Origin of the sequence: Streptomyces sp. NPDC127100 (assembly GCF_042724095.1) — a bacterium.
Lineage (GTDB): Bacteria > Actinomycetota > Actinomycetes > Streptomycetales > Streptomycetaceae > Streptomyces.
Map to the genome: position 1 here is coordinate 154,663 of NZ_JBHXFL010000011.1, position 14,211 is coordinate 168,873.

The 14,211-nt window shown below is 73.5% G+C and carries 13 protein-coding genes and 1 other RNA gene; 11 read left to right on the plus strand and 3 right to left on the minus strand.

Features of this window, described 5'->3' with window-relative positions; translation table 11 throughout:
• Positions 1-8: 8 nt before the first annotated feature.
• A complete protein-coding gene (locus ACFWJB_RS14280) occupies positions 9-1,280 on the plus strand; it encodes a bifunctional RNase H/acid phosphatase (RefSeq protein WP_386922396.1) in 1,272 nt (423 codons plus the stop codon).
• Here the strand turns inward: ACFWJB_RS14280 and eda are convergent.
• Together eda and yaaA are read right to left on the minus strand one after the other, a co-directional pair.
• Positions 1,255-1,941: a bifunctional 4-hydroxy-2-oxoglutarate aldolase/2-dehydro-3-deoxy-phosphogluconate aldolase gene (eda, locus tag ACFWJB_RS14285; protein WP_385469977.1), complete on the minus strand. Its 687-nt coding sequence runs from the start codon at positions 1,939-1,941 to the stop codon at positions 1,255-1,257. The two genes, ACFWJB_RS14280 and eda, sit on opposite strands and share 26 nt — an antisense overlap.
• 72 nt (positions 1,942-2,013) lie before the next feature.
• Positions 2,014-2,796 carry a peroxide stress protein YaaA gene (gene yaaA / locus ACFWJB_RS14290; RefSeq protein ID WP_385469975.1) on the minus strand — a complete coding sequence of 261 codons (783 nt, stop codon included), beginning with the start codon at positions 2,794-2,796 and terminating at the stop codon, positions 2,014-2,016.
• Between the two features lie 100 nt (positions 2,797-2,896).
• Between yaaA and ACFWJB_RS14295 the strand changes: the two genes are divergently transcribed.
• The 7 genes from ACFWJB_RS14295 to ACFWJB_RS14325 all read left to right on the plus strand — a co-directional run bounded on the left by ACFWJB_RS14295 (position 2,897) and on the right by ACFWJB_RS14325 (position 8,817).
• A complete protein-coding gene (locus ACFWJB_RS14295) occupies positions 2,897-3,265 on the plus strand; it encodes a hypothetical protein (RefSeq protein ID WP_385469973.1) in 369 nt (122 codons plus the stop codon).
• A 134-nt stretch (positions 3,266-3,399) separates the two neighbouring features.
• Positions 3,400-3,813: RNase P RNA component class A (gene rnpB, locus ACFWJB_RS14300), an RNA gene on the plus strand.
• A 464-nt stretch (positions 3,814-4,277) separates the two neighbouring features.
• Positions 4,278-6,068, plus strand: a complete 1,791-nt coding sequence (locus ACFWJB_RS14305; RefSeq protein WP_386922399.1) for an ATP-binding protein — start codon at positions 4,278-4,280, stop codon at positions 6,066-6,068.
• A 119-nt stretch (positions 6,069-6,187) separates the two neighbouring features.
• Entirely contained in the window at positions 6,188-6,607 is a 420-nt protein-coding gene (locus ACFWJB_RS14310; RefSeq protein WP_385469969.1) for a roadblock/LC7 domain-containing protein, read from the plus strand.
• The gene (locus ACFWJB_RS14315) at positions 6,604-6,960 is read left to right on the plus strand and encodes a DUF742 domain-containing protein (RefSeq protein WP_385469967.1); all 357 of its coding nucleotides are present in this window, start codon (positions 6,604-6,606) and stop codon (positions 6,958-6,960) included. The genes ACFWJB_RS14310 and ACFWJB_RS14315 overlap by 4 nt, the downstream gene beginning before the upstream one ends.
• A complete protein-coding gene (locus ACFWJB_RS14320; protein ID WP_385469965.1) occupies positions 6,941-7,558 on the plus strand; it encodes an ATP/GTP-binding protein in 618 nt (205 codons plus the stop codon). Before ACFWJB_RS14315 ends, ACFWJB_RS14320 begins: the two co-directional genes overlap by 20 nt.
• On the plus strand, positions 7,555-8,817 hold the full coding sequence (locus ACFWJB_RS14325) for a cytochrome P450 (protein ID WP_386922402.1): 1,263 nt from the start codon (positions 7,555-7,557) through the stop codon (positions 8,815-8,817). Before ACFWJB_RS14320 ends, ACFWJB_RS14325 begins: the two co-directional genes overlap by 4 nt.
• A gap of 70 nt (positions 8,818-8,887) precedes the next feature.
• Here the strand turns inward: ACFWJB_RS14325 and ACFWJB_RS14330 are convergent, their stop codons facing one another.
• The gene (locus tag ACFWJB_RS14330; protein ID WP_385469961.1) at positions 8,888-10,114 is read right to left on the minus strand and encodes a cytochrome P450; all 1,227 of its coding nucleotides are present in this window, start codon (positions 10,112-10,114) and stop codon (positions 8,888-8,890) included.
• 188 nt (positions 10,115-10,302) lie between these two features.
• On the opposite strand from ACFWJB_RS14330, the gene ACFWJB_RS14335 reads away from it, so the two are divergent.
• The 3 genes from ACFWJB_RS14335 to ACFWJB_RS14345 all read left to right on the plus strand — a co-directional run bounded on the left by ACFWJB_RS14335 (position 10,303) and on the right by ACFWJB_RS14345 (position 14,093).
• Entirely contained in the window at positions 10,303-11,862 is a 1,560-nt protein-coding gene (locus tag ACFWJB_RS14335) for a hypothetical protein (RefSeq protein WP_385469959.1), read from the plus strand.
• Between the two features lie 213 nt (positions 11,863-12,075).
• Positions 12,076-13,071, plus strand: coding sequence for a glycoside hydrolase family 11 protein (locus ACFWJB_RS14340; protein ID WP_386922405.1), 996 nt, complete (start codon positions 12,076-12,078; stop codon positions 13,069-13,071).
• Positions 13,072-13,106: 35 nt separating this feature from the next.
• On the plus strand, positions 13,107-14,093 hold the full coding sequence (locus ACFWJB_RS14345; RefSeq protein WP_386922407.1) for a polysaccharide deacetylase family protein: 987 nt from the start codon (positions 13,107-13,109) through the stop codon (positions 14,091-14,093).
• Positions 14,094-14,211 lie beyond the last annotated feature (118 nt).

A 14,211-nucleotide genomic window follows, 5' to 3' on the forward strand; every position in this document is an offset into this window, starting at 1 on the left:
CCGGTGCGGTGAGCGCGGGGGCAGATCCGGCGGCGGGTCCGCCGCGGGAGTTCGTCGTGGAGGCCGACGGCGGGTCGCGGGGCAACCCGGGGCCCGCGGGCTACGGCGCGGTGGTGAGCGACGCGGTGACGGGGGAGACCCTGGCCGAGGTCGCCGAGTACCTCGGCGTCGCCACCAACAACGTCGCCGAGTACCGCGGCCTGCTGGCCGGCCTGCGCGCCGCGCACCGGCTCGACCCCGCGGCGTCCGTCCACGTCCGGATGGACTCCAAGCTCGTCGTCGAGCAGATGTCGGGCCGCTGGAAGATCAAGCACCCCGACATGAAGCCCCTCGCGGCCGAGGCGGCCCGCGTCTTCCCGCCGGGCCGGGTGACCTACGAGTGGATCCCCCGCGCGAGCAACAAGCACGCCGACCGCCTGGCCAACGAGGCGATGGACGCCGGCGCCCGCGGCGAGCAGTGGTCGCCGTCGGCGTCGACGGCCGACCTGCACGCGACCGGGACCCCGCGGACCGCGGCCGGTGCCCCGACCTCCATCGTCGCCGCCGGGACCACGCCGGACGCCCTGTCGTCCCCCGTCGCCGGGGCGGGACGCGGCGACGACGACGCGCGGGCCGCCAGGACGGTGGCCTCGCCCGGCTGGGGTCCGCCCGACATGGGCGCCCCCGCCACCTTCGTACTGCTCCGGCACGGCGAGACGCCCCTGACGCCGCAGAAGCGGTTCTCCGGGAGCGGGGGCAGCGACCCGTCGCTGTCCGCCGCCGGCCGCGAGCAGGCCGCCAGGGCCGCCGAGGACCTCGCCCGGCGCGGCACGATCCAGGCGATCGTCGCGTCACCGCTGGCCCGCACCCGCGAGACCGCGGCCGTCGTCGCCGCCCGCCTGGGCCTGGAGGTCACGGTCGACGAGGGGTTGCGCGAGACCGACTTCGGCGCCTGGGAGGGGCTCACCTTCGGCGAGGTGCGCGAGCGGTACCCGGACGACCTGAACGCCTGGCTGGCCTCCCCGGACGCCGAGCCGACCGGCGGCGGCGAGAGCTTCGCGGCGACCGGCGCCCGCGTCGCCGCCACCCGCGACCGGCTGGTCTCCGCCCACGCGGGCCGCACCGTCCTGCTGGTCTCGCACGTGACGCCGATCAAGACGTTCGTACGGCTCGCCCTCGGCGCCCCGCCCGAGTCGCTGTTCCGCATGGAACTGTCGGCGGCGTCCCTGTCGGCCGTGGCGTACTACGCCGACGGCGGCGCCAGCGTCCGCCTGTTCAACGACACGTCCCACCTGCGCTGAGCCCCGCCGCCGCGCGGGCCAGCGCCTCGACCCGCGCCCAGTCGCGCCCGGCCACGGCGTCCTTCGGCAGCATCCAGCTCCCCCCGACGCAGCCGACGTTGGGCAGCGCCAGGTACTCCGGAGCGGAGGCCGGCCCGATGCCGCCGGTGGGGCAGAACCGGGCCTGAGGCAGCGGGGCGGCGAGCGCCTTCAGGTAGGCGGTGCCGCCCGCGGCCTCGGCCGGGAAGAACTTCATCTCCCGCACCCCGCGCTCCAGCAGCGCCACCACCTCCGACGTGGTCGACACCCCCGGCAGGAACGGCACGCCGGACCCGCGCATCGCCTCCAGCAGCGTGTCCGTCCATCCCGGGCTGACCAGGAACCGCGCCCCGGCCGCCACGACCTCGCCGACCTGTTCCGGCGTGATCAGCGTGCCCGCGCCGACCACCGCGTCCGGCACCTCTTCGGCGATCGCCCGGATCGCCTCGACCGCGACCGGCGTCCGCAGCGTGACCTCGATCGCGGGCAGCCCGCCGGCGACGAGCGCGCGGGCGAGCGGTACGGCGTCCGCGAGGTCGTCGAGGACCACGACGGGGACGACGGGGGCGAGGTCCAGGACCGAGCCGGCGGGGGAGGCGGACGGGGAGGCCGGCGGCGGTGAGGGGGGCAGCGGTGAGGTCATGGCCTCATCGTGCCCTCCGAGTGCACCCCCTGCAATTGTCGTTGCGCATGGTGCAACACCTGCCCGGTGGGGTCAGTGGATCTCCTCCACCAGCACGTCCAGCGACCACGGCTTCCCCGCCCTCGCCGGCGCCTCGGCCTCCACCGCGTACCCCAGGTCGCGCAGCGCCTCCACCAGCTCCGCGGGGCCCTCCGGCGCGGTCCCGGAGGTCAGCAGGCTCCGGACGATCCGCCCCTTCGTCGCCTTGTTGAAGTGGCTGACCACCTTCCGGGTCGGCGCGTGCAGCACGCGCACGGACGCCGTCCGCCCGGCCACCTCGCCCTTCGGCTTCCACGCCGCCGCGTAGGCCGCCGACCGCAGGTCCAGCACCAGCCCGTCCCCGGCGGCCTCCGGCAGCACCTCGGCCATCGGCGCCCGCCAGTACGCGCCCAGGGCCCCCAGGGCGGGGAGCTTCACGCCCATCGAGCACCGGTAGGAGGGGATCCGGTCGGTCACCCGCACGGCACCCCACAGCCCGGAGAACACCAGCAGCCAGCGGGCGGCCCGCCTCCTGGCGGCCGCGTCGAGGGAGGCCAGGTCCAGGGCGTCGTAGAGCACGCCGGTGTAGATCTCGCTAGCGGGCCGCGCACCGGCCGTCCGCAGCTCCGCGTTCTTGGCCACCTCGCCGCGCAGCCCCTCGCTCAGCCCGAGCACCTCGCGGGCCTTCTCCTCGGCCCCGGCGCACAGCTCGACCAGCTCGGCGAGGACGCTCTCCCGGGCGGGCGTCAGCCCCGGAAGGGACAGCGTCCGAGGCTTCAGCGGGGCGCCCCGGCCGGACGACGCCTTACCCTCCGACGGCGGCAGCAGGACAAGCACAGGTACTCCTTCGGTCGAGCTCCTGGCCAGGGTACGGGGTGGCTCCGAGGGGGCCGGTGGCCCATACTCACCCGGAGTCGATCACCGGGAGGGGCCGCTCATGGGGCAGGCGGGCACACACGGACGGTCCGCGGCACGCGTCGTCGCGACCGTGCTGACGGCGGTCGCCGTCGCTGGACTGACGGGCGGCTGCTCGTCCCACGACAGCGCGCAGGACGACGAGACGCGCGAGCACTACTGCTCCGCCCTCGGCACCTGGCAGCAGACGAAGGCCCGGTCCGAGAACGCCGACGTCGCCGGATACGCGGCCCTGGCCGCCGCGCGACGGCTCGACCGGGAGGGCCTCGACCGGTCCGGCAGCCACGTCCTCCAGGACACCGCCCTGGCGGTCGACACCGCGGACCCCGGCGCCGAGGGCCGGGTGGCGTCCTACTGCACGGACGCGGGCTTCGAGACCTACGTCCGCTGAGCCACGCCCCGGCATCGCCCACCCTGTGCCACGATCGATGGAGCGGTTCCCGGTCTCCCGGACAGGTGATCCGGGGGCGCGGGCGTGCGGGGCGGGGTGGTGTCGGCGCCCGGTAGCATGGGCGGCACGGCAGACGAGCCGGGCGGGCGGCCGCGTGGAGTCCCTCACGGGACTTCCCGAGGAACGTCCGGGCTCCACAGGGCAGGGTGATGGCTAACGGCCACCCGGGGTGACCCGCGGGACAGTGCCACAGAAAGCAGACCGCCGGGGACTTCGGTCTCCGGTAAGGGTGAAACGGTGGTGTAAGAGACCACCAGTGCCCAGGGCGACCTGGGCAGCTAGGTAAACCCCACCCGGAGCAAGGTCAAGAGGGGGCGCCTCCTCGCGAGAAGGGGCGGCCCTGCGCGGACGTTCGAGGGCTGCCCGCCCGAGTCCGCGGGTAGACCGCTGGAGGCCGGTGGCAACGCCGGTCCTAGATGGATGGCCGTCGCCGGCGGGACCGCGAGGGCCCGCCGGAACAGAACCCGGCGTACAGCCCGACTCGTCTGCCGCCCCACCTCGGGCCGCCGTCACGGAATCTCCACGATCAACGGCATTCCCACACCCCACGACCCGGCTGATCCCCCGGCCCGTGCGTGCAACGGGCATGGGTGTACGTATAGTTGGCCGGAATTCGACAGCTCGTGCGGGACGGGGAGCGGTGAGAACCACGCGGTGGGAGCGAAGTGGCGTCGCGCCGGAGCGGGCCCTGCCCGTATTCGCGCCCTTCGGCCGGACTCGCCGGGCGCCGTCCCGGATACCACGGCGGGACGCACGGGCGACGGGTTCGCGACGAACTCGGATTGCTGACGGACCATGCAACAAGCGGGGTTTTCCCGCACGTCAGGGTGATTAGCATGAGCCGTACGTGGACGGAAGATCGTCTTCCTGTCGGCTGACCCCTTTCCCGGCCCGCGGCCGCTTCGCGCCGTCACCCCGATTCCCCTGCTCTCACCGACCGAGGGACCGCTCCATGCCAGTGCCTGCTTCGCCCAGCCAGCACCAACCGGCGGGGGCGCCGCGCACCTCGCTCGCCGCACGGTCGGTCGTGCCGGTGACGACCGCCGCCGCCGGCGGCGCGACGGTCGCCCTGGCACCGTCCGACGCCGCCACGTGGGTCCTGGCCGTGGTGGTGGTCGCCTGGGTGTGCGTGACCGCCGCCGTCCTCGTCGCCCACCGGCTGGTCCACCGCGCCCGGAGCGCGGCCGCCGAGCGCGAGACGGAGAACAACCGCCTCAGGGCCGAAGCGGCCCGGCTGTCGGTCGAGATGTCCCACCTGGCCGGTCAGACGCTGCCCGACGTGGCCGAGCGCCTGCGGCAGGGCACGAGCGCGGCCGACGTACTGGCCAGCGTCCCGCCGTCGTCCGACCCGCACCTCCAGCGGCTGACCCGCACGTTCGCCGCGGTCGTCGAGGAGGACGTCCGACGGCTGGACGCCCTGGACGGCGAGTACCGCACGCTGCGCGACGACATGGACCGGGCGGCGGCCGAGTACGAGCGCTTCGTGAAGGAGACGCTGCCCGCCGCGGTCGCCCGGCTGCGCGAGGGCCGGTCCGCCGACACCGTGCTCGCCGAGTTCGAGCTGCCCCGGCTGCCCGAACTGCGCATCCCGGCCGAGTCCTTCATCCGCGAACTCGCCCACAGCGAACGGCGCGCCGCCGCGGCCCAGGCCGCCTCCGCCAAGGCCCTCAGCCGCGTCCAGGCCAAGGCCGTGCGGATGCTCGCCGACCTGCGGGACATGCAGGAGCGGCACGGCGAGGAGGTCTTCGGCGACCTGCTGAAGCTGGACCACAGCACCTCCCAGCTCGGCCTGATGACCGACCGGCTGGCGCTGCTCATGGGCGGCAGGTCCAGCCGCGCCTGGAACAAGCCGATCGTCATGGAGAGCATCCTGCGCGGCGCCGTCGGCCGCATCTCCGCCTACCAGCGGGTGCGCCTGCACTGCTCCACCCGCGCCGCGGTGTCCGGCTTCGCCGCCGAGGGCGTGATGCACCTGCTCGCCGAACTGATGGACAACGCCGCGAACTTCTCCCCGCCCATCGACGAGGTGCACGTCTACGTCGAGGACCGCAGCGCCGGCATCGTCGTCACCATCGAGGACAGCGGCCTGAAGATGGCCGACGCGGCGATGCGCCGCGCCGAGGAGGCCGTGACCGGCCGCGTCACCGACCTGGCCTCGCTGCAGGGCACCCGGCTCGGCCTCGCCGTGGTGGGCCGGCTCGCGGTGAAGTACGGCATCAGCGTCAACTACCGCCCCTCCTCCCGCGGCGGCACCGGCGTCGTCGTCCTGCTGCCCCTGCACCTGCTCGCCCAGCAGCGCGACCTGGTCCCGCACCAGACGGCCCCCCGGCCCGAGGCCATGCCGGCGGCGCTCGCGCCCGCGCCGGTGCCCGAGGTGCACGAGCGCCCCGCCGCGGCACTGCCGGCGGCCGGCGAGCGCCCCGCGGTGGCGGCACTGCCGGCCGCCACCGAGCCCCCCGCCGCCCGGCCCGAGCCGCCCGCACAGCGACGGCACCGGCGGCCCGACGGCACCACGCCGAACGGTCTGCCGGTGCGAGCCCCCGGCCGCACCATGGCCGAGGCGGAGCGCGAACGCGAGCAGCGCCACTCGGCGTCCGCGCAGGCCGCCGACGCACCGCCGGCCCGGCGCCCGGCACGCGACGCGGGCTCGCGGTTCGGCGCCTTCCACCGCGCACGGCAGTCCGCGGACGGTACCGCCGGACCGGCCGCCCGGCCCGGAACCGAGCCGCCCGCGGCTCCCTAGTCCCCACCCCTTCCCGTACGGCGTCCGGAGCGACGGCGCCCCCTTCCCGCTCGAGCTCGTGAGATAGGAGGAACGGGCCGGTGGCCGGTCAGCCGGGCACCACCGTCCCATCACCCATCATGCAGACCACCGACAACAGCCTCAGCTGGCTCCTGCAAGGTCTCCTGGAACAGACCCCCGGAGCCCGTCACGCCCTGGTCCTCTCCCGGGACGGCCTGAAGCTCTGCTGGAGCGAGCACCTGACGCTCGACCTGGCCGACCAGCTGTCGGCGATCTGCTCCGGCATCCAGGCCCTCGCCCAAGGGGCCTCCATGGAGTTCGGCGACGGCACCGGCGGGGTCCGGCAGTCGATGACCGAGTTCCACGGCGGCCTGCTGTTCATCGTGGAGGCCGGCGAGGGGGCGCACCTCGCCGTCATCGCCGGCGAGGACGCCGATCCCGGAGTGGTCGGCCACCAGATGACGGAGCTGGTCGAGCAGATCGGCGAGCACCTGCGGGCCGAGCCGCGGGACCAGGCCAGGGCGAACGGCACCGCGTGATGCGCAAGCCCGTCGACACGGGTGATCCCGACCGGCTCTACACCGTCACCCGTGGACGCAGCCGTGCCGACGAGTCCTTCGACCTGGTCACCCTCGTCGTCAGCGAGAGCGGGCCGGTGCCGGGGATGCAGTCGGAGCTGGCCCGGATCCTGGAGATGTGCCGGCACCCCACCGCCGTCGTCGAGATCGCCGCGGAACTCGCACTGCCGGTCACGGTGGTGCGGATCCTGCTCGGCGACCTGCTGGACACGGGCCGCATCACCGCCCGCCACCCGCGCACGGCGCAGTCCGTCGCCTCCCTGCCTGATTCCGCCCTACTCCAAGAGGTGCTCCATGGGCTCCGCAACCTCTGAGCTGCCCTCCCACCGCACACCGCTGAACGACACCGCGGAGACCGGTCTGAAGATCGTCGTCGTGGGCGGATTCGGCGTCGGAAAGACGACCCTCGTCCGCTCCGTGAGCGAGATCCGGCCGCTCAACACCGAGGAAGTGATGACCCAGGCCGGCGTGGGCGTCGACGAGACCGGTGCGGTGACGGGGAAGACCACCACGACGGTCGCGTTCGACTTCGGACGGATCACCCTCAACGACCGCATGGTGCTGTACCTGTTCGGAGCCCCCGGCCAGGAGCGCTTCTGGTTCCTGTGGGACCGGCTGTTCTCGGGAACGCTGGGCGCCGTGGTCCTCGTGGACACCCGGCGGATGGACGACTCCTGGTACGCGATCGACAGGCTGGAACACCACCGCACGCCCTTCGTGGTGGCCGTGAACCGGTTCGACGACGACGGCGTCCGCTACTCCCTGGACGAGATCCGCCAGGCGCTCGCCCTGCCCGCGCACGTGCCGATGGTCGACTGCGACGCGCGGGTCAGGCAGTCCGGCAAGGACGTCCTGCTCACCCTCGTCAACCACCTGCACGACATGGCCATCGCCCAGGAGGCGACACTGTGACCGACTCCGGCTACCCTCCCGCGCGACCGGCGCCCCCGGGCTGTCCCGCCCACGCCGGGGCGGTGCGCCTCGGGGGGCTCGAGTACCAGCAGACGCCGGCGCAGCTCTACCGCGCGCTGCGCCGGGAGCACGGTCCGGTCGCGCCGGTCCTGCTCGACGGCGACATCCCCGCCTGGCTCGTGCTGGGGTACTCGGAGGTCACGTACGTCACCAGCCACGACGAGCTGTTCGCGCGCGACTCGCGGCGCTGGAACCAGTGGGACTCCATCCCGCCGGACTGGCCGCTGCTGCCCTTCGTCGGGTACCAGCCGTCGGTGCTCTTCGCCGAGGGCGAGGAGCACCGGCGGCGGGCCGGGGTGATCACCGAGGCGCTGGAGGGGATCGACCAGTTCGAGCTGTCCCACGACTGCCTGCTGATCGCCGACGAGCTCATCGCCCGGTTCGCCGGCAGCGGCCGAGCGGAGCTGATGGCCGACTACGCGCACGCCCTGCCGATGCGCACCGTGGTGCACATGTGCGGGATGCCGACCACGGGCGAGGACACCCGCCGGCTCGTCGACGACCTGCGGATCTCCCTGGACGCCGTCGAGGGCGACGACCCGGTGGCGGCGTACGCGCGCGTGGGGGAGCGGCTGCGTCAGCTGGTGCGGGACAAGCGGGCCGTCCCCGGCCCGGACGTCACCTCGCGCATGCTGGCCCACCCGGCGGGCCTGACGGACGAGGAGATCGTCCAGGACCTGATCTCCGTGATCGCGGCGGCGCAGCAGCCGACCGCGAACTGGATCTGCAACACGCTGCGGCTGCTGCTGACGGACGAGCGGTTCGCCGTGAACGTGTCGGGCGGCCGGCTCAGCGTGGGCGAGGCGCTCAACGAGGTGCTGTGGCTGGACACGCCGACGCAGAACTTCATCGGGCGGTGGGCGGCGCGGGACGTCCAGCTGGGCGGCCGGCAGATCCGGGCCGGCGACTGCCTGGTGCTCGGGCTGGCCGCGGCCAACACCGACCCGCAGATCTGGCCCGAGGGGCACGTGGGCGCGGAGAACGCCGCGCACCTGTCGTTCAGCAACGGCGAGCACCGCTGCCCCTATCCGGCTCCCCTGCTCGCGGACGTGATGGCGCGGACGGCGGTCGAGACGCTGCTGGAGCGGCTGCCCGACCTGGTGCTGGCGGCGGACCCGGAGGAGCTGGCCTGGCGGCCGTCGATCTGGATGCGCGGACTGTCGGCGCTGCCGGTGCGGTTCACGCCGGTGGTGCAGTAGCGCGGCTTCCGGGCCCGTGATCAGGGCCCGGACACCGGCGCGGACCGGCGAGTGGGACGGGCGGTGCGGGTCAGTCCCGCACGGGCGTGAAGCGCACCGGGAGGCTCTGCGGTCCCCGGGTGAACACCCCCTGCTCGGCCGGTTCGAACCCGTCGGCGAGGCGCACGTCGGGCATGGCGTCGAGGAGCTGGCCGACGCCGATCTCCACCTCGGCCTTGGCCAGCAGCGCGCCGACGCAGAAGTGCCGGCCGAGCGCGAAGGCGAGGTGGTCGGCGGCGGCGGAGAAGGCGGTCGTGGTGGTGAGGTCGTCGCGGAGGACGTCGAAGCGGTCGGGGTCGCGGTAGCGGCTCTCGTCACGGTTGGCCGCGCCGATCAGGCAGGTGACGGTGGCGCCCGCGGGTATGGTGCCGCCGCTGAGCGTCACCTCCGTCGCCGACTGCCGCATGATCATGTGGACGGGCGGGGTGAACCGCAGGGTCTCGGCGAAGGCGCGCGGGATCAGCGAGCGGTCCGCACGGACGGCGGCGAGCTGGTCGGGGTGGAGCAGCAGGTTCGCGAAGATGCCGGCGATGGCCTTGTCGGTGGTCTCGCCGCCGGCGGCGAGCAGCAGGCTGCAGAACGCCTTGACGTCCTCGTCGCTCATCCGCACCCCGTCGACCTCGGCGGCGCACAGCGCGGACAGCAGGTCGTCGCCCGGGTTCTCGCGGCGGTCCCGGATGATCGGCAGCATGTACTCGGCGAACTCCACCCGGGTCCGCTCGCCGGCCGCCGTCACCTCCGGGTCGCCCGACAGGTTCCCGAGGAAGGCGATGACGGCCGTGTACCAGCGGTGGAAGCGGGAGTGGTCGGCCTTGTCCAGGCCCAGCATGTCGGCGATGACGTTGACCGGGAAGCGGGTGGCGTAGTCCGTGACCAGGTCGGCGGAGCCGGTGTGCCGGAAGGAGTCGATCAGTTCGCGGGAGTTGCGCTCGATGACGGGCAGGAACTTCCGCTCCAGGTCGCTGCCGCGGAAGGCGGGGGCGACGAGCGCCCGGCGCACGGCGTGCTCCCGCCCGCTGAGCTGGAGGATCGTCTTGCCGTGCACGGGCTCGATCTGCCAGGCGTAGTTGTCCGTGGTGAACTCGCCGGCCTTGTCCTTGAAGACGCGCTCGACGTCCTCGTAGCGCGAGACGATGTAGCTCTGCGTCGCCTCGTGCCAGATGAGGGGCGCGGTCTCCCGCATGACGCGGTAGGCGGGGTAGGGGTTCGCCGCGAACTCGGGCGAGAGGATGTCGGGCACCTGCTGGGCGGTGGGCATGGGGCTCCCAGGGTCGTGACTTGGTGTACGGCACAAGGTTATTGATCATTCATCAGTTCCGACAGGGCGTCAGGTGGGCCACTCGCCCGCCGGCGCGAGGCGGGGAGCCCGGGTGACGTCCGGTGCGTGGCGTTCCGTAGTCTCCTGGCTGTTTCGTGCGACACCCGGTGCAGGAGGAGGCGGACCGCATGGCCCACACGCGCTACGACCAACGGATCCGGGTGTTCGTCCAGGTCTGCGGCGGCGAGCACGACTGGCGGGAGGCCGAGGCCCGCTTCGAGGCGCACGGCTGGCCGGTGCGCGACGCCCACCCCGCGGGCCGGGGACCGCTGGGCGCGGCCCTGGAAGCCGACCCCGACTCCCGCGTGTACGAGATAGAGGTCCGCCTCTTCGGCGCGGCCAAGGGCAGCGACCGGGGCGCGGCCGACCGGGTGCGCAAGGTGCTGCGCGGCGCGCACCTCGAGGGGTACGTCCGCCGGGCCGAACCCCTCGAGCGCGACCGGGAGTTGTTCCCCCACTGGCGGATCGTGAGCACCGCCCACCGGCGCCCCGGCAGGCAGCCCGCCTGGCGACGGCACCTCACCCGCGCGGCCACGCGGCTCGGCAGGCACGACACCGGCGGATTCGTCGCGGGCGGGCCGCGCCAGGCGCTGCGGCTGGCCCGCGCCGACGCTCCCGCCGGTGCCCCCCGCCCCGCCGTGGCCGTCCGGCCGCTGGACGGGCGGCGCCGCGAACCCGCTCCGTACCGGCGGGAGGAGCAGCTGGAGCACTCGATCTACCGGCTGGTCCTGTGGACCCTGATGTCGGCGGGCGCGCTCACGCTGGCCTCGGCGGCGGTCCCCGGCGCCCCCCGGTGGATCCTGGGGACCCTGGCGCTCTTCGGTGCCTGCGGATCCCTCTGGTCCGGCTGGGACATGAGCCGGGCGGGCAAGCGGCAGGAGGGCGTCGTCCTCGCCCTGCTCTGCCTGCTGGTCTTCGCCGCCTTCGGGATGGGCCTGCTCAGCAGCGACGGCAAGGCCTGGACCCCGCGCGAGACCCTCACGACCGCGGTGGTGGTCGCCGTCCTCGCGGGGCTGTGGCTCCTGGCGCGGCAGTGGACGTGGGGCGAGTGGGTCGCCTGGGCGGTCCCGCTGACGGCCACCCTGACCGTCTCCGCCTTCGTGGCCGCGGGGTCCGTCCTGCACGCCCTGTACGCCGACGGCCTCTCGCTCAGCCCGTCGGACCTCGACGTGCCGCCGGTCTGGCAGTTCGCGGCCTCGGTGAAGCTGCTGGTGATGCTCAGCCTCGTCATGATCGTCCCCGCCTGGTGGGGCTTCGCCAAGCACCGTCACCACCGGTACGCCACCCCGGGGGACGGCACCAACATCATCCTGAACGTGTGCCTCTTCGTGGCGATGCTGGCCGGCGCGGGGCTGCAGGCCTGGGACTCCGCCGCGACGGCCGTGGACCGGACGGTCGCGGCGGCCCGGCGCGGTGCGGAGCCGCCGTCGTACTTCGGCGTCGAACCGAAGTGGACCTGCGTACGGCTCGTCGTGCCGGCCGACGAAGCCGCCGGAGAGGGACCGCGGTTGAACCCGTCCCGGCCCTACCTCTCCTTCGGCATCGCGGGGGAGACGGCGGTGCTGTGGGACCCCGCCACCCGCGAGCCCGTGAAGCTGCCGGCGAGTCAGGTGTGGCTGGGGCCGGCGAAGTCGGGCAAGGTCATGTGCCCGGTACGCCCGGCCCCGGGCCCTTCGAAAGTTTCGTGACGCCTCCTCACCCTTTCTGATCTACGTTCCGGCGTCGGCTGCTCGCGGATGGCTCAATCTTGGCAAGTGTGCGCCTGAACAGCCAGAACCATCCACCCTTGCACCTCTCCGGCGTCCGAAGCTTTCGAAACAATTACCGAAACCATTGACGCTTGACGGGGGCAGGCCAACACTGGCGCCGTCGTCGTACCCCCCAGGAGAGGAAGCATCGCGATGAACGTCCTCGCCGGACCGAGGCGCCGCGGACGCGGCTCGGTCTCCCTGTCAGTCCGCGGCGCGTGGGCCGTCGCCCTGGCCGCCCTGGCCGCGCTGCTGCTGCCGGCCACCGCCCACGCCGACACGGTCGTGACCACCAACCAGACCGGTACCGACAACGGCTACTACTACTCGTTCTGGACCGACAGCCAGGGCACCGTCTCCATGAACATGGGGGCCGGCGGCCAGTACAGCACCTCGTGGCGCAACACCGGCAACTTCGTGGCCGGCAAGGGCTGGAGCAACGGCGGGCGCAGGACCGTGCAGTACTCGGGCACCTTCAACCCGTCCGGCAACGCGTACCTGGCTCTCTACGGGTGGACCTCGAACCCGCTCGTCGAGTACTACATCGTCGACAACTGGGGCACCTTCCGGCCCACGGGCACCTTCATGGGCACCGTGAACAGCGACGGCGGCACCTACGACATCTACCGGACGACGCGGTACAACGCCCCGTCCGTCGAGGGCACCCGCACCTTCGACCAGTACTGGAGCGTGCGGCAGTCGAGGCGGACCGGTGGCACCATCACCACGGGCAACCACTTCGACGCGTGGTCGCGTGCCGGGATGCCGATGGGCAGCTTCAACTACTACATGATCATGGCGACCGAGGGCTACCAGAGCAGCGGCAGCTCCAGCATCAACGTCGGCGGTACGTCCGGCGGTGGCGGCGGAGGGGGCGGTGGCGGAGGCTGCACCGCGACGCTGTCGGCGGGGCAGAAGTGGGACGACCGGTACAACCTCAACGTCTCGGTGAGCGGCTCGAGCAACTGGACGGTGACGATGAACGTGCCGTCCCCGGCGAAGGTGTTGTCCACCTGGAACGTCGGCACGAGCTACCCCAGCGCGCAGACGCTGACCGCCAAGCCCAACGGCAGCGGGAACACCTGGGGCGCCACCATCCAGGCCAACGGGAACTGGACCTGGCCGACGGTCAGCTGCAGCGCGGGCTGACGCCATCCACCGACGAGCGAGGAGGACCCCTCCGCATGCGCACCAGACCCCGTCCGTCATGGCGTCCCCTGGTCACCGGGGCGGCCGCCGTCGCGCTGGCCGCCGCCGGCACCGTCGCCGCCGACGCCGCACCCGCCCAGGCCGCCGCCTGCACCGGCTACGTCGGCCTCACCTTCGACGACGGCCCCTCCGGCACCACGTCGTCCCTGCTGAACGCCCTCAAGCAGAACGGGCTGCGGGCCACCATGTTCAACCAGGGCCAGTACGCGGCCCAGAACCCGTCCCTCGTCCGGGCCCAGGCCGACGCCGGCATGTGGGTCGCCAACCACAGCTACACCCACCCGCACATGACCCAGCTCGGCCAGGCCCAGATGGAGTCGGAGATCTCCCGGACCCAGCAGGCGATCGCGGCCGCGGGCGGCGGTACGCCGAAGCTGTTCCGCCCGCCGTACGGCGAGACCAACTCCACGCTGCGGTCGGTCGAGGCCAAGTACGGCCTGACCGAGATCATCTGGGACGTCGACTCGCAGGACTGGAACAACGCCAGTACCGATGCCATCGTGCAGGCCGTGTCCCGGCTCGGCAACGGCCAGGTCGTCCTCATGCACGACTGGCCCGCCAACACGCTCGCGGCGATCCCCCGCATCGCGCAGACCCTGGCGGCCAAGGGCCTGTGCTCCGGCATGATCTCCCCGGCGACCGGCCGCGCGGTCGCCCCCGACGGCGGCGGCACCGGCGGCGGAGGGGGCGGTGGCGGCGGCTGCACCGCGACGCTGTCGGCGGGGCAGACCTGGGGTGACCGGTACAACCTCAACGTCTCGGTGAGCGGGGCGGGCAACTGGACCGTGACGATGAACGTGCCGTCCCCGGCGAAGGTGTTGTCCACCTGGAACGTCAGCGCGAGCTACCCCGACGCGCAGACACTGACCGCCAAGCCCAACGGCAGCGGGAGCACCTGGGGCGCCACCATCCAGGCCAACGGCAACTGGACCTGGCCGACGGTCAGCTGCAGCACCGGCTGAGCCGCACGAGAAGGCCCGCGGCGCGGGGGGGACCCCCCCCCCCCCCCCGGCGCCCGGGAGGCCACCCCGGGGGGGGGGGGGGGTACCGTGGGCGCCCCCCCCCCCCCCCCCCGTTAAC